At 63.5% G+C, this 17,683-nt stretch carries 14 protein-coding genes, 1 other RNA gene and 1 riboswitch; of the genes, 7 read left to right on the forward strand and 8 right to left on the reverse strand.

The genetic code is table 11. From position 1 onward, the window contains the following. Positions 1 to 111: 111 nt before the first annotated feature. The 3 genes from BLT75_RS17430 (at position 112) to BLT75_RS17440 (ending at position 3,227) form a co-directional block, all read left to right on the forward strand. Complete coding sequence (locus BLT75_RS17430) at positions 112 to 1,989, forward strand: bifunctional 2',3'-cyclic-nucleotide 2'-phosphodiesterase/3'-nucleotidase (protein ID WP_093034737.1); 1,878 nt, start codon at positions 112 to 114, stop codon at positions 1,987 to 1,989. Between the two features lie 39 nt (positions 1,990 to 2,028). Continuing rightward, positions 2,029 to 2,127, forward strand: an RNA gene (gene ffs / locus BLT75_RS17435) — signal recognition particle sRNA small type. A 401-nt stretch (positions 2,128 to 2,528) separates the two neighbouring features. Next, positions 2,529 to 2,742: riboswitch (cobalamin riboswitch) on the forward strand. A gap of 86 nt (positions 2,743 to 2,828) precedes the next feature. After that, positions 2,829 to 3,227 (forward strand): hypothetical protein, encoded by a 399-nt coding sequence (locus BLT75_RS17440; protein ID WP_093034740.1) that lies wholly within the window; start codon positions 2,829 to 2,831, stop codon positions 3,225 to 3,227. A gap of 13 nt (positions 3,228 to 3,240) precedes the next feature. Here BLT75_RS17440 and BLT75_RS17445 read toward each other — a convergent pair whose 3' ends face one another. Next, positions 3,241 to 3,735, reverse strand: a complete 495-nt coding sequence (locus BLT75_RS17445) for a protein-tyrosine phosphatase family protein (RefSeq protein ID WP_093034743.1) — start codon at positions 3,733 to 3,735, stop codon at positions 3,241 to 3,243. A gap of 165 nt (positions 3,736 to 3,900) precedes the next feature. On the opposite strand from BLT75_RS17445, the gene BLT75_RS17450 reads away from it, so the two are divergent. After that, positions 3,901 to 5,661 carry a DNA polymerase III subunit gamma/tau gene (locus BLT75_RS17450; RefSeq protein WP_093034746.1) on the forward strand — a complete coding sequence of 587 codons (1,761 nt, stop codon included), beginning with the start codon at positions 3,901 to 3,903 and terminating at the stop codon, positions 5,659 to 5,661. Between the two features lie 59 nt (positions 5,662 to 5,720). On the opposite strand, the gene BLT75_RS17455 is transcribed toward BLT75_RS17450, so the two are convergent. After that, positions 5,721 to 6,194 (reverse strand): GNAT family N-acetyltransferase, encoded by a 474-nt coding sequence (locus tag BLT75_RS17455; RefSeq protein WP_425441146.1) that lies wholly within the window; start codon positions 6,192 to 6,194, stop codon positions 5,721 to 5,723. Continuing rightward, entirely contained in the window at positions 6,191 to 7,234 is a 1,044-nt protein-coding gene (locus BLT75_RS17460; RefSeq protein WP_093034749.1) for an NAD(P)/FAD-dependent oxidoreductase, read from the reverse strand. Before BLT75_RS17460 ends, BLT75_RS17455 begins: the two co-directional genes overlap by 4 nt. Before the next feature lie 49 nt (positions 7,235 to 7,283). On the opposite strand from BLT75_RS17460, the gene mnmC2 reads away from it, so the two are divergent. Both mnmC2 and BLT75_RS17470 read left to right on the forward strand, forming a co-directional pair. Then, positions 7,284 to 7,949, forward strand: a complete 666-nt coding sequence (gene mnmC2, locus BLT75_RS17465) for a tRNA (5-methylaminomethyl-2-thiouridine)(34)-methyltransferase MnmC2 (protein ID WP_093034752.1) — start codon at positions 7,284 to 7,286, stop codon at positions 7,947 to 7,949. After that, the gene (locus BLT75_RS17470) at positions 7,946 to 8,851 is read left to right on the forward strand and encodes a DMT family transporter (RefSeq protein ID WP_093034755.1); all 906 of its coding nucleotides are present in this window, start codon (positions 7,946 to 7,948) and stop codon (positions 8,849 to 8,851) included. Before mnmC2 ends, BLT75_RS17470 begins: the two co-directional genes overlap by 4 nt. On the opposite strand, the gene BLT75_RS17475 is transcribed toward BLT75_RS17470, so the two are convergent. Then, positions 8,807 to 10,789 carry a lytic transglycosylase domain-containing protein gene (locus BLT75_RS17475; protein WP_425441147.1) on the reverse strand — a complete coding sequence of 661 codons (1,983 nt, stop codon included), beginning with the start codon at positions 10,787 to 10,789 and terminating at the stop codon, positions 8,807 to 8,809. The two genes, BLT75_RS17470 and BLT75_RS17475, sit on opposite strands and share 45 nt — an antisense overlap. A 129-nt stretch (positions 10,790 to 10,918) precedes the next feature. Between BLT75_RS17475 and dapA the strand changes: the two genes are divergently transcribed. Continuing rightward, the gene (dapA, locus tag BLT75_RS17480) at positions 10,919 to 11,791 is read left to right on the forward strand and encodes a 4-hydroxy-tetrahydrodipicolinate synthase (RefSeq protein WP_093034761.1); all 873 of its coding nucleotides are present in this window, start codon (positions 10,919 to 10,921) and stop codon (positions 11,789 to 11,791) included. Positions 11,792 to 11,884: 93 nt separating this feature from the next. On the opposite strand, the gene BLT75_RS17485 is transcribed toward dapA, so the two are convergent. From BLT75_RS17485 to BLT75_RS17500, 4 genes are all read right to left on the reverse strand, one after another. Beyond that, complete coding sequence (locus BLT75_RS17485) at positions 11,885 to 12,757, reverse strand: dimethyl sulfoxide reductase anchor subunit family protein (protein WP_093034764.1); 873 nt, start codon at positions 12,755 to 12,757, stop codon at positions 11,885 to 11,887. Next, complete coding sequence (locus BLT75_RS17490; RefSeq protein ID WP_093034767.1) at positions 12,757 to 13,506, reverse strand: 4Fe-4S dicluster domain-containing protein; 750 nt, start codon at positions 13,504 to 13,506, stop codon at positions 12,757 to 12,759. The genes BLT75_RS17485 and BLT75_RS17490 overlap by 1 nt, the downstream gene beginning before the upstream one ends. A gap of 82 nt (positions 13,507 to 13,588) precedes the next feature. Next, positions 13,589 to 16,414: a molybdopterin oxidoreductase family protein gene (locus BLT75_RS17495; protein ID WP_093034770.1), complete on the reverse strand. Its 2,826-nt coding sequence runs from the start codon at positions 16,412 to 16,414 to the stop codon at positions 13,589 to 13,591. Positions 16,415 to 16,531: 117 nt separating this feature from the next. Then, positions 16,532 to 17,665: a citrate/2-methylcitrate synthase gene (locus BLT75_RS17500; protein WP_093034773.1), complete on the reverse strand. Its 1,134-nt coding sequence runs from the start codon at positions 17,663 to 17,665 to the stop codon at positions 16,532 to 16,534. Positions 17,666 to 17,683 lie beyond the last annotated feature (18 nt).

Here is a 17,683-nt window from a genome sequence, read left to right on the forward strand (position 1 = left end):
CAAATGGTATCTGGCCAATCACTTGTAATTCGGAGTTTTTCCGTGTGCAGATCGAGAAACTCAACCTCCTGAAGGCGATGGCATTGCTTCACGAGAATCATTGGTAATCGAATGACACGCTGCGCCTCTCGCTCTGCGGGCGGAAAACCGGAACGACACTTGCACCCGCAAAGAATTCGGCTGCTCGCCACATCGGACCTGCACATGCAGTTGACGGGCTTCGATTACTACGCGGACCGGCCCGAAACAGGATCCGGCCTGACCCGGCTTGCAACCCTGATCAACCTGGCCCGCTCCGAGCCGGGCGTGGATCTGGCGGTCCTGCTCGACAATGGCGACAGCCTTCAGGGAACGCCAATGGGCGACGTCTTTCACGAAGTCACGGACCTGCCCCATCCTCTGATAAGCGCCTTTGACCACTTGCGGTACGACGCAATCGGGCTGGGCAACCACGATTTCGACTTCGGACTCGACGCTCTTGGACGGGTGCTGGCGCAAGCACCCTGCCCGGTGGTCTGCTCGAATGCCCTGCTTCTCACCGGGAAATGCCCATGGTCGGAAACGCTGGTCCTTAAACGGGTTTTGAACGTCGGCGGCGAGAGCCACTCGCTTGCCATCGGGCTGGTTGCGGTTTTGCCCCCCCAGACTGCGCAATGGAATGCCCATCATCTCGACGGCAAGGTCAAGATTGCTGACATCGTCGAAACCGTCCGGATCAAAAGCGCACAGCTCAAGGCGCAGGGGAGCCACCTGGTTGTCGTTCTCGCACATTCGGGTCTCGGGGAAACATGCGAAAAACCGCATCAGGAAAACGCCGTTATTCCGCTGGCGGCCCTGGACACCGTGGATGCGATAGTCGCCGGCCACACTCATTTGCGGTTTCCTGCGACATCCGGCGACATGCGCCCGCATGTTGCGGCGGAACAGGGGATGATCCATGGAAAGCCGGTGGTGATGCCAGGGCAATTCGGATCGCATCTAGGGGTAATCGATCTCGACATTCTGCCCAACCACGAAAGCGGCTGGAAGATCGCGCGCGCCACCGCCTCCTTGCGGTCGGTTGACGATCGTACGCCCCACGCCAAGGACCTGCTTTCCCTTTTGTCCCCCGCGCATGAAGCGACCCGGCAGGCGGCGAACCGGCCCGCCGGGCACAGCGGGCAGGAACTGCACAGCTATTTTTGCTTTGCCGCGCCCGATCGGGTGTTGGCCAAGGTTGCGGCCGCACAGGCGGCGGCAACGCGCTCGTTTCTGCAAGGTAAACCCGAGGCTACGCTGCCTCTCTTGTCGGCCGCCTCTCCATTGAAGGCCGGAGGCAGATCTGGTCCGGGCCATTACACCCATGTCCCCGCAGGAGACCTCACGCTGCGCCATGTATCGGATCTCTACATGTTCCCAAACGAACTTCGTGCGGTTGTCGCGACCGGCGCAGTGTTACGCGAGTGGCTGGAAATGGCGGCGGGTGTCTTTTGTCGGATAGACGGTGGTAGCCGTGACTATCTGCTGCTGAACGATGCCATGCCCGGCCACAATTTCGATGTTCTCCACGGGCTCAGCTATGAAATCGACCTGTCTGTATCTGCCCGTTACGACCATGACGGCGCGGTAGTTCATCCACAGAACCATCGTATACGCGACCTGACCTGGAACGACGAACCTGTCCGCGACGATCAACGCTTTGTGGTGGCCCTGAACAACTACAGGGCAAACGGCGGCGGCCACTATCGCATGCTCGCCAGCGCCAAAGCCCTGGGCTTGCCGACACTCTCGATTCGATCAGCGCTCTGCGACTACCTGTCGGGCCGCCTGCCCCGAGACCCGCTGGAGGATGCCCCGCCCCCCTGGCGATTTTCCCCGCAGCCAGGGCATTCGGCCGTTCTTCGCACCAGCCCGCGCGCGCGAGACCATGTCGCCGACCTGCCGGATCGGCGCACCACGGATCTGGGCGTCGATGACCAAGGCTTCCTCTGCCTGAAGCTCGACTTGTGATGTCTTGCCTTTGCACGCCTCTGCACCTATATGAGCGGTCGAGAGGTTGGCGCGGGCGAGCGCCTCGCCAACTTGGTCAGGTCCGGAAGGAAGCAGCCACAACGAGTCCCGCTTGGGTCGATGTCCAGCCTCTCACCCCACCCCCTCCCAGTCGGCAGAAAGCACACGAACCCCTCGGTTTTCATGGGCGTATGCAACAAATCTTGCTTCAATTTCTGCTACAAATCAGGGTTTCGAGACAGGCAGGAAAGACGTCCGGCACATTCGCAGCAAACGGTGCGTTCGGATCAGCATTCCGAACGAGCTGGCCCCGATCATCGGCAGGACCGGGCTGACTGGAATCAACCTGCCCCCTGAGCCTCCCGCGCTTGGTCAGGCGGAGCGAACCACCTGCGCGGCCGAGAATATCGGCCCCTGTGGCCTGTTCAAGATTGCAGATACGCGCCCTGACCGCCGTTTAGTCGGGGGCACTTGGTCACTCTCCCGGAAAACCCTCCACAGGTGCCTCCGGATGCCAGTTGACAGCCACATCCGGGTCCGGTTACCGCTGGGGCGATGGTTCCCGTGCCGATTTTCGACTCGGGATGAAAAGGGAACGCGGTGCGATCTTGTGGAAACACAAGGCCAATGCCGTGACTGCCCCCGCAACTGTAGGCGGAGAGCGAAGCCGAAACACCACTGGCCATCAGGCCGGGAAGGTCGGCAAAGCAGCGACCCGCGAGTCAGGAGACCTGCCATCGAAGACGTAACTCGAACCCGGGCGGGGTGTCCGGAAGAGACATTCGCGCCTTGTCTGGCCGTCTCTCTCGATCGCCCCTGCCCCCTGCGCGGAGGGCGCAATGATCTGGACGACCGATACACATAATTTTTCCGCCACCCTGTGCCAGCGCACCGGCAAACCATGCTCGGCGCTTGCGGCAATGGCTCAGAATCTGGCCCATGCCATGAACAAGGCAGAAGCCACGACAGGACAGGATTTCGAGATCGAAGGCGAGTTCTCCCTGCCGACCTGTCCTGGTGGCTGCCGGGCGCTCTATGCCGCCTCGCACCGCCGCATCCGCGTGTTCTGCGGCGTTACCGAAACGGCAGAAACATCCTGGTTGAACCGGATGGCCGACGCGCTGATGGACCCGCAGGGACAGGTCTTGACGGCGGACGGGCATACATCGGCCTGCGCTTTTGCCGAAGCGGTGCGCACCCCGAATTGGCATCGGCAACCAGAGGCAGCGCCGATGTGACCAGCGGAACGAGTCAACCGGTTTTTCGCCCGGCCTTGGCCCAGGCAAGCTGTTCATCCGTTTCCACCGCACATGGGCGAACCGCGCGCAGATGCTTCAGCGCGGCTTCGGGAGTCTCTCCGGTCTCGATCATAAGGCGCAGCGCCGCCATTCCGGACCTGCCGCAGCCGCCAAGGCAATGGATCAGCACCCGCCCACCACCATGCAGCGCGTGGCGGGCCGAGGCACTGACCGCGGTCCATTTCGCCTCGGTCTCCCGACCCGGCGTGCCGAAATCCTCGACCGGAAGATGCGCCCAACGGCAGGCACGCGCCTGGATGTCTGCACCGAAATTGCGCGCACCATGCTGCATCATCTCGATTTCCGTGGACATCGAGATCACCAGCCCCGGCGCCCAGGATCCGATCAGGTCGACATCGCCGGCATAGTCGCCGGACCGCCCCGGCAGCTGGCAAATGGCAAGCGTACCGCCGCCGACCTGCAACGCATAGATCACGAGGTCAGACATGCCCCGTCCTTTTTCCCTGCCGACAGCATCCCGCTGCCTTCGACATGTCTAACCTCGCCTTGTCCGCCACGAAAGAAAATTTCACTGACTGGTGTGATCTGGCGAGGTGGACGTGCGGACCCGGGGCCACTACCCTGCCGCTGACCCGATTCAGACAGAGCGCCAATGACCGACACTGCCTCCACGCCTTACCAGGTACTGGCCCGCAAGTACCGACCCGAGACCTTTGCCGACCTGGTGGGTCAGGATGCAATGGTACGGACGCTGAAGAATGCCTTTGCCGCCGACCGGATCGCGCAAGCGTTCATAATGACCGGTATCCGGGGGACCGGAAAGACAACCACGGCGCGGATCATCGCCAAGGGAATGAACTGTATCGGTCCGGATGGAACGGGCGGGCCGACGACGGACCCCTGCGGCAAGTGCGAGCACTGCGTCGCCATCATGGAAGGCCGCCATGTCGACGTGATGGAAATGGACGCCGCCAGCCGCACCGGCGTGAACGACATCCGCGAGATCATAGACAGCGTCCGCTATCGCGCCGCCAGCGCACGCTACAAGATCTACATCATCGACGAAGTTCACATGCTGTCGACAAACGCGTTCAACGCGCTCTTGAAAACGCTGGAAGAACCGCCCGCGCATGTGAAATTCATCTTTGCCACCACCGAGATCCGCAAGGTGCCGGTGACCGTGCTCAGTCGCTGCCAGCGGTTCGACCTGCGCCGGATCGAGCCCGAAGACATGATCGCGCTGATGCGTCGGATCGCCGATGCAGAGGGGGCCCGGATCGCCGAGGATGCGCTGGCGCTGATCGTGCGCGCCGCCGAGGGTTCGGCGCGGGATGCGACCTCGCTCTTGGATCAGGCGATCAGCCATGGCGCGGGCGAAACCAGCGCCGAGCAGGTGCGCGCGATGCTGGGCCTGGCCGATCGCGGCCGGGTGCTGGACCTGATGGACATGATCCTGCGCGGCGATGCGGGCGCGGCCCTGACCGAGTTGGGCGCGCAATATGCCGAAGGTGCCGACCCGATGGCGGTGCTGCGCGACCTGGCCGAGATCACCCATTGGGTCTCGGTGGTCAAGATCACGCCCGATGCAGCCGAAGACCCGACCGTTTCGCCCGACGAACGCGCACGCGGACGGCAGATGGCAGACGACCTGCCGATGCGGGTACTCTCGCGCATGTGGCAGATGTTGTTGAAAGCGCTGGAAGAAGTGGCCGCAGCCCCGAATGCGATGATGGCCGCCGAGATGGCGGTGATCCGGCTGACCCATGTCGCCGACCTGCCCAGCCCCGAGGAATTGATCAAGCGGTTGCAGGATGCGCCGCCTCCGCCGAACCCGGGCGGCGGGGCAAAGCCGGCACCGGCGGCCAGCGCGCCCCTTGCGGGCAGCGGGGCGCAGATGGCCTATGCCACTGCAAGCGCTCCGCGCGGCGGGAATGGCGGGCCGGTCGCCGCATTGGCGCAGGAGGCGCAAGCCGTTCTGGCCCGCTATCCGAGCTTCGACCATGTCGTCGAACTGATCCGGACCAACCGCGATGGCAAGCTTTTGGCGGATGTCGAAATGGATCTGCGTCTGGTCAGCTATCAGCCGGGCCGGATCGAATTCCAGCCGACCGAACGCGCGCCATCCGACCTGGCTCAGCGGTTGGGAAGCGCCCTGCAACGCTGGACCGGCAACCGCTGGGCCGTCACTGTGGTGGCCAGGGGCGGCGGCAAGACCATCGACGAAATCCGCAATGCCGAACGCTACGCTCTGGAGGAACAGGCACGCGAACACCCGCTGGTGCAGGCCGTTCTGGCCCAGTTTCCCAAAGCCCGGATCACCCATATCGAAACACCCGAGCAGAAGGCCGCGAAAGTGGTCAGCGAGGCCCTGCCCGAGGTCGAGGAAGAATGGGACCCGTTCGAGGATGGTTGAGCGCAGGTGGTGGCACGCGAAGCGCCAAGAATTTTCGTCGAAAATTCTTTGGCCCTCAGTCAGGATAGTCGTTTCTGCATGGTGATGGAGGTCGACCGGTCATATCCGGAATGTGCCTTTTCACCGGTCTTGACGAACCCCATACGGGCAAAAGCGGCGTGGTTCTCGACCAGTTCGACACGCGTTTCCAGTTCCAGCACCGGCAAACCCAAGGCAAGGGCACGCGCTTCGGCGCAGTTTACCAGCCGTCGCGCAAGACCCTTCCCACGGCAGGCCGCCTTCACCGCCAGCTTGCCAAGGTAAAGCCGCCCCGGCTTCACGGTCAGGAACATCACCGCCACCACCGGATCGCCCAGAACCCAGACCTCACCCCGTGCGGCCTGTTCCGATATCGCAGTCTTGGTCAACCGGAGCATCGAGGATGGCGGGTCGATCCGCCCGTCCATATAGGCGAAGCTGGTTTGGATGAGCGACAGTATGGTGCCGATTTCGGCACTGTGCGGCTCGATCCGACGCGGGATTTCGGCGGTCACAGCGACGCCTCCGGGCGGAAATCCTCGGGGATGCCATCGCGCCGGTCAAGCAGCAGGTCGGCCATGACTTGCGCCACCTTGGGCGCCATGCCGAAACCGATCTTGAACCCGCCATTGGCGATGAACTGACCGGGATGGAGCGGATGTTGCCCCAGCATCGGCGCACGCGAGCGGCTGCGCGGCCGCACACCCGCCCAGCGCTCGATCACCTCGGCCCCGTGCAGGACCGGCACGGCCTGCACCGCACGGTCCAATACCTCGTCCAGAGCGGCGTCAGTGCTGCGCGGATCGTCATATTCGCGTTCCGAAGTCGAACCCACAGCAAGCGTGCCGTCAGCATGGGGTACGATATGCACCGCATCGACAAACAGCTGCGGTGCCGCGCGGCCTGCATCGAACCGCAAGAGCGCGGCTTGCCCCTTGATCCCGCTTCCAAGAGTCCGCCCGGTTACACGGTTCAGTTCCTCAAGCCCGGCAACCCCAGTGGCATGCACCACCTGGCCACGGTCAGGTGCATCCGCGACGACCTCTACCCCCCGCACGGCAAGCGCAGAAACCAGCGCGGCACAGGCACGGCGCGGATGCATCCGGGCGCTGAGCGTGTCATGCACGACCAGCCCGGTGGGCGACGGCGGGCACCAGCCGCCCATTTCCCCAACCGGACGAACCCGCCATTCCGCCCGCCCTTGCCACAGCGTGCTGGCGTTTTCCGCCCGCGCCCGCGCCAGTTCCACCGAGCGGTCATCCGTCAACGGCTGGATGCGCCCGGTGCGGGCATAGCCCGGAGATACACCGCCCGCCGCTTCGACCCCGGCCCAGAACGCTTCGGCCATGATCAGGCTGTCAAACTGGAATGCCTTCTTGGCGTTCCAGTTCTCCGGCACATGCGGGGCCAGAGCGCCGACCAGCCCGCCCGAGGACCCCGAACCCGGCCCGAACGGGTCCACCACCTGCACCCGCGCACCGCGCAGGACGCAGGTCCAGGCAATGGACAGGCCGAATATCCCCGCGCCGCGTATCGTCACTTCGGCCATTGCCATTGCCCGTATCCTTCGCCAGTGTCGCGCCGATTTCGTAGGGGATATTCGCATGGTTGACCAGCACGCGAAACTGAGCTGGACCGATGACCGGGTGCCGGTGTCGGAGCGTTTCAACGACCCCTATTTCTCGCTTCAGAACGGTCTGGCGGAAACACGTCATGTATTTCTCGCCGGTAACGACCTGCCCGCCCGTTTCGCCTCCGGCTTTCATATCGCGGAACTGGGCTTCGGGACCGGGCTCAACATGCTGACCGTCTGGGCCGAATGGGAAGGTGCCGGGCGAACCGACCCCTTGCGCTTCACCAGTTTCGAAGCCTTCCCCATGGCCCTCGCCGATCAGGCACGGGCGCTTTCGGTCTTTCCCGAGCTCGCGCCATGGGCAGAGCGGTTCCTGGATATTTGGCAAGGCGGCACCTGCGACCTTGGCACCCTGCACCTGAGCGTGATCGAAGGCGACGCCCGCCAGACTCTGCCCGCCTGGGACGGCCTTGCCGACGCCTGGTTTCTGGACGGGTTTTCCCCGGCCAGGAATCCGGAACTCTGGGAACAGGAATTGCTGAACCATGTCGCAAACCACACAGCACCCGGTGGCACGGTTGCGACATATACAGCAGCGGGATTCGTTCGCCGAGGACTGGCGGCCGCCGGCTTCTCGGTAACCCGCACCCCGGGCTACGGGCGAAAACGGCACATGACACAAGGTCTGAAGGCATGACTATGGCGACGACGCGGGTGCAACAGAACAACATTCCGGCCGGCATTGCGCTGATGCTGGCGTCGACCATTGTCTTTTCCTTGCAGGACGGCATCTCGCGGCATCTGGCATCGAGCTACAACACCTACATGGTGGTGATGATCCGCTATTGGTTCTTCGCGGCCTTTGTCATCACCCTGGCAGCCCGGTCGCGCGGCGGCTTGCGTGCGGCGGTGCGGACTTCGCAACCCGGCATGCAGATCTTTCGCGGCCTGCTGCTGGCCGGCGAAATCTGCGTCGCCGTTTTCGGCTTTACCGTGCTTGGCCTGATCGAGAGCAATGCAGTCTTCATCTGCTACCCGCTGCTGGTCGCGGCCCTGTCCGGGCCGGTTCTGGGCGAAAAGGTCGGCTGGAGAAGATGGAGCGCCATCAGCATCGGCCTGGTGGGCGTGCTGATCATCCTTCAGCCCGGCGTGGGCGTGTTCAACCCCTGGGCCATCGTACCGCTGATCTCGGCCTTCATGTTCGCGCTCTACGCGCTTTTGACCCGCTACGTGGCACGGCAGGACAGCACCGCCACAAGTTTCTTCTGGACCGGCACGGTCGGCGCGGTCGCGATGACGGCGGTCGGTCTGTGGTTCTGGGAACCAATGACCATGGCCGACTGGCGCTGGATGGCGGTCCTTTGCGTGACCGGCGCTCTGGGTCACTGGCTGCTGATCAAGTGCTACGAGATGGCCGAGGCGAGCGCGGTGCAGCCCTTTGCCTATTTCCACCTGATGTGGACCTCGATCCTGGGCATCACGATCTTTGGCGAGAATCTGCGCACCGCCGTTATCGTCGGCGCCACGCTGATCGTCGCCGCAGGGCTGTTCACCCTATGGCGCGAACGCGCGCAACGTCGCGCCGGCAAGCTCGGCTGAGAAGGGGATCGGCAGCGGCTCCTGCCCCAAACGCGCCCGGTAGACCGGCAGACTTTCGGTCACCCGCATGATGTAGTTCCGGGTCTCCTCGAACGGGATATGCTCGATCCAGTCGACGACATCCGGATTGCCGGTGCGCGGGTCGCCGAACCGCTCCATCCAGCTGATGGGGCGATTGGGCCCCGCGTTGTAGCCTGCGGCCATCATCACCACATTGCCATCGAATGAGCCGGCAAGACCGGCCAGGTAATTGGCCCCGAGCTTGGCATTGTATTTCCAGTCCTGCGTAAGATTGTCGGTGGAGTGTCCACCCAGAATGCCAAGTCCGTCTGCCACCAGTTCCGCGGTTGCCGGCATCACCTGCATAAGCCCGCGCGCCCCTGCGCCGCTGATCACCACCGGGTCGAACTCGCTTTCGCGGCGGGCGATGGCCAGCACCATTTCGGGCGCCATCGGCAACTCCAGGTCGGCAACCGGGTGCAGCGGGTAATAGGCGCCCGCCAGCACAACCCCCTCCTGTGCCTTGCGCTTGGCGATCATCAGCGCCAGATGCGGTTGACCCATTTCCAGCGCCATGTCGGCCAGTTGCGATGCCTGCCCCTCGTCCAGGCTCTCGGCAAGATGCGTCAGAAAGCGCTCCGCCAGATCCAGTTCTCCCGCGCGCAGCAGCAGCAACCCTGCTTCCAGCACGCTGGACTGCATGAAGGGCGCGTCGCGCCATGGCGGGTTTTTCGGCGGCGTCCTGAGTATCGGATCGAAGGGCCGCCCGATCCGCTCGGCGGCCAGAAGCCCGTAGAACGAGGTCTGGTTCTCGGCCCCGATCGAATAGGCGGCGTGCGCCTTTTCCGCATCGCCCAAAGCCGCATGGGCTCGGCCTAGCCAATACCCCGACCGCCCCTTTGATATCGGTGAATTCACCGCCGCATCGAACCTCTGGAAATGAATCACCGCAGCAGATGGGTCATTCAGCTTGGCCAGCGCGATATACCCGGCAATCCATTCCAGTTCGGCATAGGTATACCCCATCTCAGGCGTCATGAAGTGCAGCGCCGCCACCTTGTAGGCGCGTTCGTTCTCTTCCTGACGCATCAGCAACCGGGCCAGCCGGGCGCGGGCATTGCCCCATTTGTCCGGCTCTCCCAACGACTCGGCACTGACCGAGCGTTCAAGCATCAATTCTATGGCGCTGTCGTCGAGTTCCTTTCGGTCGCGCCAGACAAACCGGTCATGCGCCAGCCCCGGCGCATCGGCCAATGCCGCCGGAACGGCCGCAATCAGTGAATCCACTCCCGGCTCCATGTCCTTGAGCGCGATACGGGCCGCCGCCAGCTTGCGTTGATCCTCGTCCACCAGCGACAGCATCTGCCGGGCGCTGATCGTGTAACCGTCCCACAACATCCGGTCGAGCCGCGCCTCGTGATGCGGTTTCAACAACTTGCCGAAGTTTTCGATGAAATCCTTCTGTAGCCCGGCACCCATGGGAAGGGTCCGCCAGGCCTTGACCAGTTCCGCCTCGGCATCTCCGCGCTGTCCCTTGGAGATCAGCGCCACGGCATGATTCAGAACCCCTTCGGCGCTTTGCGGCGGCATGGCCCGATAAAATTGCAGCACCCGATCCGGGTCCGCATTGGTGAACTGCGGCTCGGCCTGCTTGCGCAGATAATCCATGCCGGGCCAGTCCGCACGCCTCTCGGCAAACACAAGGGCATCGCCGTCCGTGCCGTAACTCCGCCGCAGCCAGTGCCAGACGATTATGTCCCGCGCAACCGAACCTCGCTCGCCCGCGATGCTCAGCGCCTCGGTCCAGTTGTCGTCGCGCATCTCCCGCAACGCGAGGCGCAGATTCGCGGCCGCATCGGCCCAAACCGGGGTGACGAATGCGAAACACCAGAAAATCATGGCCGTCAGAGCGGCTGGAAGGCGGGTCATCCCTTGCATTTCCTGTCGAACCAAGGCTAGAGCCTTTCACGTTAAACCTTGCGCGAACGGGATCAAATCACATTCCTGCCCGCGCGGGGAACCAGCGGGCAATTGCCCGTTTGCCATGCAATCTAGGGAGCATCTTCCATGTTCAAAGGCTCGATGCCTGCACTCGTCACCCCGTTCCGCAACGGCGAGCTGGACCTGGACACGCTCAAACGTCTGGTCGAGTGGCAAATTGGCGAAGGATCGACCGGTCTCGTACCCGTCGGAACCACCGGTGAAAGCCCGACTTTGACGCACGAAGAACACGAAACCGTCGTGGCCGAAGTGGTCAAGGCCGCCGCCGGCCGGGTGCCGGTAATCGCCGGCGCGGGCTCCAACAACACGATCGAAGCCATCCGCTTCGTCCAGTTCGCCGAGAAGATCGGCGCCGATGCCGCCCTCGTGGTGACCCCTTACTACAACAAGCCGACCGCGCGCGGCCTGCTCGCCCATTTCACGGCGCTGCACGATTGCGCCGAAATCCCGATCATCATCTACAACATCCCCGGCCGCTCGGTCGTCGACATGAAACCAGCGACCATGGGCGCGCTCGCCAGGCTGCCGCGCATCATCGGCGTCAAGGATGCGACCGGCGACCTCGCCCGCGTCAGCCAGCAACGCGCCGCCTGTGGACCCGATTTCATCCAGCTGTCGGGCGAGGATGCCACCGCACTGGGCTTCAATGCACATGGCGGCGTGGGCTGCATCTCGGTTACGGCCAACGTGGCGCCCCGGCTCTGCGCCGAGTTCCAGCAGGCCACCTTGGCCGGTGACTACGCCAAGGCGCTCGAATACCAGGACCGGCTTATGCCCCTGCACGAGGCGATCTTCATCGAACCCGGTCTTGTCGGCGCCAAATACGCGCTGTCCAGACTCGGCCTGTGCAGCGAGGAAGTCCGCTCGCCCCTGACAGGGCTGGAAGACAGCACCAAGGCCGCCATCGATGCGGCGATGAAACACGCGGGTATCCTGTAACCCGCCCGACACCGGGCCGGCGCCCTCTTCCTGGCGCCGTGCCTGCTTCTTTCTGGTTATAAATACTCGTTTGGCGCGGCCTGTCCGCGCGCGCTACCGCTTGCCGTAATAGAGCCCCACGACATGTTCCGCCTGGGCAAAGAACAGCCAGCGTGAGGCCACAACGCCCGCCACATGGGACAAGACGGCCAACAATGCAAAGACATGGCTGAATGGCAACAGCAGCAGCGCAAGAGGCACTGCAAAGGCCAGTCCGAATGCGATCAGCCGGAGTTTTTGCGCATGTTTGCGGCCCACCACATGCACGAATTCCCGCAGCAGGTAATTGCTGCCGGTGTGAGGCGGCTCGAAGGCACGCACGGCACCTCGGGTCCCCAGTCCGGTCGCCGTTCCCAGATCGGTTCCGGAACGCGCCAACGCACCATCCGTGATCTTCCACCATGCCAATTGCACAAGCGCAGCAAGGGTCAACAGCACCAGCGCCAGGGAAATCTGGCCGGACAACAAGGCCCCGCCGGCCAGGCTCAGCGACAGGAACAGCACTGGCGTCAGCCAGGTGTTCCAGCGGGGGATACTCCTGAGTTGGGCGTAGATCATCGATGTCGTGAACACCGTACCCAGCGACAGCGCCGCGCCCAGCCAGCCCAGAAGACCCCAGCGCTGCCCAAGGAACACCGGGCCGATTGCATAAAGCCCCATGACGAGCAGCGCCGCAACGGCGGTACAGCCCTCGCGGCTCAGCCAGCTTGTGCGCCACTGGCTGAACGCCTTCCAGGCGCGCTCGGGGTGTCCGAGGTGGAAGGTCGACGCCAGAAGCCCACCGACCGCCAACCCGTAGGCTATTGCAAAGAAGACAAAAGCCACCCAGCCCGAAACGTCCGGCACGCCAAGACCAAGAAAGACCAGCAGACCAAATCCCAGCCCCGACAAGGTGGTAAAGATGATGACGGAAGGAGCAGGATGCATCAGAGTTTCTCCAGGGCCTTGTCGAGCCAGGCGATGAACCCCTTGGGCTCTTCGGCGACCGGCGCCAGCAAGGGCGCCAGGATGTCGATCTGATCGTCGATCCGGTCCTTTGGCCGGGGGGGAAGGTACTTGTTCACGGGCTTGGTGCCCATTTCCGGCATCAGGTCCATGCCCCCACGTTCAGCCACCAGCTTCGACACCGCGCTGCCCGGATCACCCAGATCGCCGAAATGACGCGCGCCCGCAGGGCAGGTGCGCACACAGGAGGGGACACGGTCCACCTCGGGCAGGTTGTCGTTATAGATCCGATCGACGCAGAGGGTGCATTTCTTCATCACCCCCTCGGCCAGATCCAGTTCACGCGCGCCATAGGGGCAGGACCATGCGCAAAGGCCGCAACCGATGCAATCGCTCTCATTCACCAGAACGATCCCGTCCTCGACCCGCTTGTAGCTGGCCCCGGTCGGGCAGACGGTGACACAGGGCGCGTCCTCGCAATGCAGACAGGACTTTGGGAAATGGATCAGCTGTGCCGCACCCTGTTCCGGCTGCACCTCGTAGGAATGGACCCTGTTCAGGAAGGTGCCCGACGGATCGGCCCCATAGGGGTTCTGGTCGCTGAGCGGTGCGCCGTAGTTCTCGGTGTTCCAGCCCTTGCAGGAAATCACGCAGGCATGGCAGCCGACGCAGGTATCGAGGTCGATCACCAGCCCCATCTTGCGGTCTGTCTTTTCGGGAAGGTCGGTCATGTGACACTCTGCCGGAGTTGTGCGCGACCAAGAAAATTCGGCGAATTTTCTTGGCGGTGATCCAGTTGGAAACCCAATCTCTTCATCGGCCAACCTTCCATTTGAGCTGGCCCGGCCCAGTGCCGACCGGCGACTTGATCGGCGGAAAGGCGGGCTGGCTTTCGCTCCGGCCTTCTGGGTCCGCCGCTTTCTCGATCCGGACCTTCAGATCGAACCAGGCTGCCTGACCGGTCACCGGGTCGGAATTGGCCCAGCGCAGCCCGTCGCCCCTGGGCGGCAGCAATTCGTGGATCAGATGGTTCAGCAGAAAGCCCCTGGTGGCCTCGGGTACATCCGTTTCCAGCGCCCAGGCGCCCTTGCGCTTGCCGATCGCATTCCAGGTCCAGACGGTGTTGTCATTGAGCGCTGCCATCTCCATCACCGGTACCACGATCTCGCCATGGGGTGAGGTGACACGCGCCCAATCGCCATCCTCAAGCCCTTGTTCGCGCATGATTTTCGTCGGGACGTATAACGGGTTTCGCCCGTGCAGCTGCCGCAACCAGGCGTTCTGGGTGCCCCAACTGTGGTACATCGCCATGGGTCGCTGGGTCAGGGCGTTGATGGTGAAGCCCTGGTTCCCCTGCTGGTCCGTTTCGTACCAGATCGGCAGCGGGTCGAGTTGTTCCCTGATCCGGCTTCGCAACCGGTCCGGCGGCTGGCGGTCGCCGTGGCCCTCGGCGGCCAACTGGAACCGACGCATCGGCTCGGAATAGAGCTGGAACAGATAGGGTTGCGGACTGTCGTACAAACCCATGCCGACGGCCCAATCCTGATAGGCCGCATTCCATGGCTTGTAGTAGCGTGCCGCATCCGGCACGTGTTCGACAAAGAAGCCGCCGTTTTCGATGTAGCGGTTCAACTGATCCGGATTGACCTCGCCGCGGCCGGCCTTGTCGCCCGCCTCCCCCCGGAATCCGGCCAGCGGGCCGATGCCGGGTTTGCGCTGGTGGTTCACGATGTAATCGGCGTAGTCAGTATATCTGGCCTGACCGTTTTCATCCGTGAAACCGGGCAGTTTCAACAGGTTGGCCAGCTGGATCAGCACCGTCTGGAAGCCGCGCACGTCACGATCGGGCGCGATCACCGGCCAGCGAATCGCGTCCGCCGCGCCGTCCGCCTCGCAAATCGGACGGTCCAGAAGCGAGATGCAGTCATGCCGTTCCAGATAGGTGGTGTCGGGCAGGATCAGGTCGGCATAGGCGACCATTTCCGAAGAATAGGCATCCGAGTAGATGATCCTCGGGATGACGTATTCGCCGCTCTCGTCCTTGTCCGTCAGCATGTCGATCACGCCGCGCGTGTTCATGGTCGAGTTCCACGACATGTTCGCCATGTACAGGAACAGCGTGTCGATCCTGTAGGGGTCCCCGGCATGGGCGTTTGAGATCACCATATGCATAAGCCCATGGGAAGACATGGGATTTTCCCAGGTGAACGCCTTGTCGATCCGCGCCGGGCTGCCATCAGGTTTGAGCGCCAGATCCTCGGGACCGCGCACGAAGCCAAGGTGCGGGCCATCGAGCGGGGCGCCCGGTGTTGCCTTGCAATGGGGTTTGGGGTGCGCCTCGACCGGCTTGGGATAGGGCGGTTTGAAGCGGAAGCCGCCGGGCACCTCGACCGTGCCCAGAAGGATCTGCAACAGGTGCAGGGCGCGGCAGGTCTGGAAGCCGTTGGCGTGGGCCGAAATACCACGCATGGAGTGGAAAGAGACAGGTCTCCCCAACATCTTGTGGTGCTTCTCGCCCCGGAAATCGGTCCATTCCTGGTCGATCTCGAAGGCTTCGTCAAAGGCGACGCGGGCGATTTCGGCGGCCAGCGCGCGGATGCGCGGGGCGGGGATGCCGCAGCGGTCGGCCACGGCCTCGGGTGCGTACTCCTCGGACAGGTAGCGATTGACCATTTTGTACATCACCGTGTGGCAGGTTTGGCCGTTTTGTACATGGGTTCCGGTCAGGTCCGGGCGCACGCCGGGGCGGTCGAAGGGGGCCAGTTCGCCGGTCGCGCGGTCGATCACCAGCACCTTGCCGTCTGCATCACGCAAGAGAAGGCCGTGGTCGTCGCCACCCGGGTTCTCGATCACCAGACAGGGCGCGTTGGTGTAGCGCGCGAGATAGTCGAGGTCGACCTTGCCCGCCTTCATCAGCACGTGGACCAGCGACAGGATCAGCAGCCCGTCGGTGCCGGGCGTGATCCCGAACCAGTCGTCGGCCACCGCGTTATAGCCCGAGCGGATCGGGTTGACCCCGACCACCCGCGCGCCGCGCGCCTTGATCTTGCCTATGCCCATCTTGATCGGGTTGCTGTCATGATCCTCGGCCACGCCGAAGAGAATGAACAGCTTGGTGTGATCCCAATCGGGTTGCCCGAATTCCCAGAAGGCGCCGCCCATCGTGTAGATGCCTGCCGCCGCCATGTTGACCGAGCAGAAGCCGCCATGCGCGGCATAGTTCGGGGTGCCGAAATTCTGTGCCCAGAAGCTGGTGAAGCTTTGCGACTGATCGCGCCCGGTGAAGAAGGCCAGTTTCGACGGGTCGCTCTCGCGGATCGGTTTCAGCCAGCTTGTGGCGATCTCTAGCGCCTCGTCCCAGCTGATCTCCTGGAACTCGCCCGAACCGCGCGGGCCGACGCGTTTCAGCGGCGCGCGCAGGCGCGAGGGCGCGTTGACCTGCATGATGCCGGCCGACCCCTTGGCGCAGAGCACGCCCTTGTTCACCGGATGGTCGCGGTTGCCTTCGATATAGGCGACCTTGCCGCCCTTCATGTGCACGTTGATGCCGCAGCGGCAGGCGCACATGTAGCACGTCGTCTTGCGCACCTCGTCGGACACAGGCGGCGAGGTGTCGATCTGCGGCTGCTGAAAGGTCATTCCCTGTTCCCCGTTTTCCGCAACGGTAATGCGGAAGGTTGTTTTTTGTGAACCATTTTCTGCGTTTTGCGGATCAGTCGGGACAATGTCATCCGTTTCGTGCCGCTTGCGGTAATTCTATCTCTGGTCCATCGGCACGTAAGCGCGCGGTGCTGGACCGTCGTAGAGCGTGAGCGGACGGATCAGGATGTTGCGCCGCAGCTGTTCGATGCATTGCACGATCCAGCCCGGCACCCGGCCGATGGCAAAGATCGGCACGTAGAAGTCCATCGGGATGCCGTGCAGCTGGTAGATCACGCCCGAGTAGAAATCGACGTTCACGTTCAGCCCGTGCCGGGCATAGGGCTGCATCGCCTCGACCACGCCTTGCAGGATGGCATACCATTCCGGCGCGCCCATCTCCTCGCCCAGCTTACGCACGCCCTCGCGCATGTGGCGGGCGCGGGGATCCTCGGTGCGATAGACGCGGTGGCCAAAACCGGTGACCGGTTCGCGCATCTTGCGCTTGGCCCTGACATAGTCGGCGGCGTTCTCAGGGCTACCGATCTCGTGCACCATCTTCATCACATCCTCGGCGGCGCCGCCATGGGCGGGGCCTGCGAGGGTCGAGAGCGCGGTGACGATGGCGCCGTGCAGGTTGGCCTCGGTCCCCACCGTGACGCGGGCGGCAAAGCTGGAGGCGTTGGAGCCGTGTTCGGCATGCAGGATGAAATCGACATCGGCCAACCGGGCGGCATCGGCCGAGGGTTTCTCGCCCTTCAGCATCCAGAGCCAGTTGGCGGCGTGCGACAGGGTATCGTCGGGCGCCACCGGATCGCGGCCATTGCGGATCGCCTCGTGCGCGGCGATGATCATCGGGATCTGGCTGGTCAGGCGAATGCCGTTCTCGACAAAGGCGTCCTCGCTGACCTCGCGGCTGGCGGGTTCGAGGGCGGCCAGCGCCGAAACGGCGGTGCGCAGCACGTCCATCGGGTGTCCGTCTTTGGTCGCGCGAATGATGTCGAACAAGGGCGGCGGCAGGGTGCGGGCGGATTTCAGCCGGGCGTCGAAGGTGGAGAGTTCAGCGGCCGTGGGAAGCTCGCCATGGATCAGCAAATAGGCCACCTCCTCGAAACTGGAGCGGGTGGCGAGATCGTGGATCGAATAACCACGATAGCTGAGCTCGCCCCTGGGCCCGTCGATATGGCTGACGCCGGAGCGTTCGAAATAGACGCCCACCAGGCCACGGTTGATCTTGACCTCGTCTTTCATAGCTGTCTCCTTTCGGGG

Source organism: Ruegeria marina, from assembly GCF_900101475.1.
GTDB lineage: Bacteria > Pseudomonadota > Alphaproteobacteria > Rhodobacterales > Rhodobacteraceae > Ruegeria_B > Ruegeria_B marina.

Coding starts and splice junctions, on each gene's coding strand:
- BLT75_RS17495 (WP_093034770.1), bottom strand. CDS start 16,414: ATGACCTTTCAGCAGCCGCAGATCGACACCTCGCCGCCTGTGTCCGAC.
- BLT75_RS17445 (WP_093034743.1), bottom strand. CDS start 3,735: ATGTCTGACCTCGTGATCTATGCGTTGCAGGTCGGCGGCGGTACGCTT.
- BLT75_RS17440 (WP_093034740.1), top strand. CDS start 2,829: ATGATCTGGACGACCGATACACATAATTTTTCCGCCACCCTGTGCCAG.
- BLT75_RS17490 (WP_093034767.1), bottom strand. CDS start 13,506: ATGACCGACCTTCCCGAAAAGACAGACCGCAAGATGGGGCTGGTGATC.
- BLT75_RS17485 (WP_093034764.1), bottom strand. CDS start 12,757: ATGCATCCTGCTCCTTCCGTCATCATCTTTACCACCTTGTCGGGGCTG.
- mnmC2 (WP_093034752.1), top strand. CDS start 7,284: ATGGTTGACCAGCACGCGAAACTGAGCTGGACCGATGACCGGGTGCCG.
- dapA (WP_093034761.1), top strand. CDS start 10,919: ATGTTCAAAGGCTCGATGCCTGCACTCGTCACCCCGTTCCGCAACGGC.
- BLT75_RS17430 (WP_093034737.1), top strand. CDS start 112: ATGACACGCTGCGCCTCTCGCTCTGCGGGCGGAAAACCGGAACGACAC.
- BLT75_RS17500 (WP_093034773.1), bottom strand. CDS start 17,665: ATGAAAGACGAGGTCAAGATCAACCGTGGCCTGGTGGGCGTCTATTTC.
- BLT75_RS17470 (WP_093034755.1), top strand. CDS start 7,946: ATGACTATGGCGACGACGCGGGTGCAACAGAACAACATTCCGGCCGGC.
- BLT75_RS17460 (WP_093034749.1), bottom strand. CDS start 7,234: ATGGCAATGGCCGAAGTGACGATACGCGGCGCGGGGATATTCGGCCTG.
- BLT75_RS17450 (WP_093034746.1), top strand. CDS start 3,901: ATGACCGACACTGCCTCCACGCCTTACCAGGTACTGGCCCGCAAGTAC.
- BLT75_RS17475 (WP_425441147.1), bottom strand. CDS start 10,789: ATGCAAGGGATGACCCGCCTTCCAGCCGCTCTGACGGCCATGATTTTC.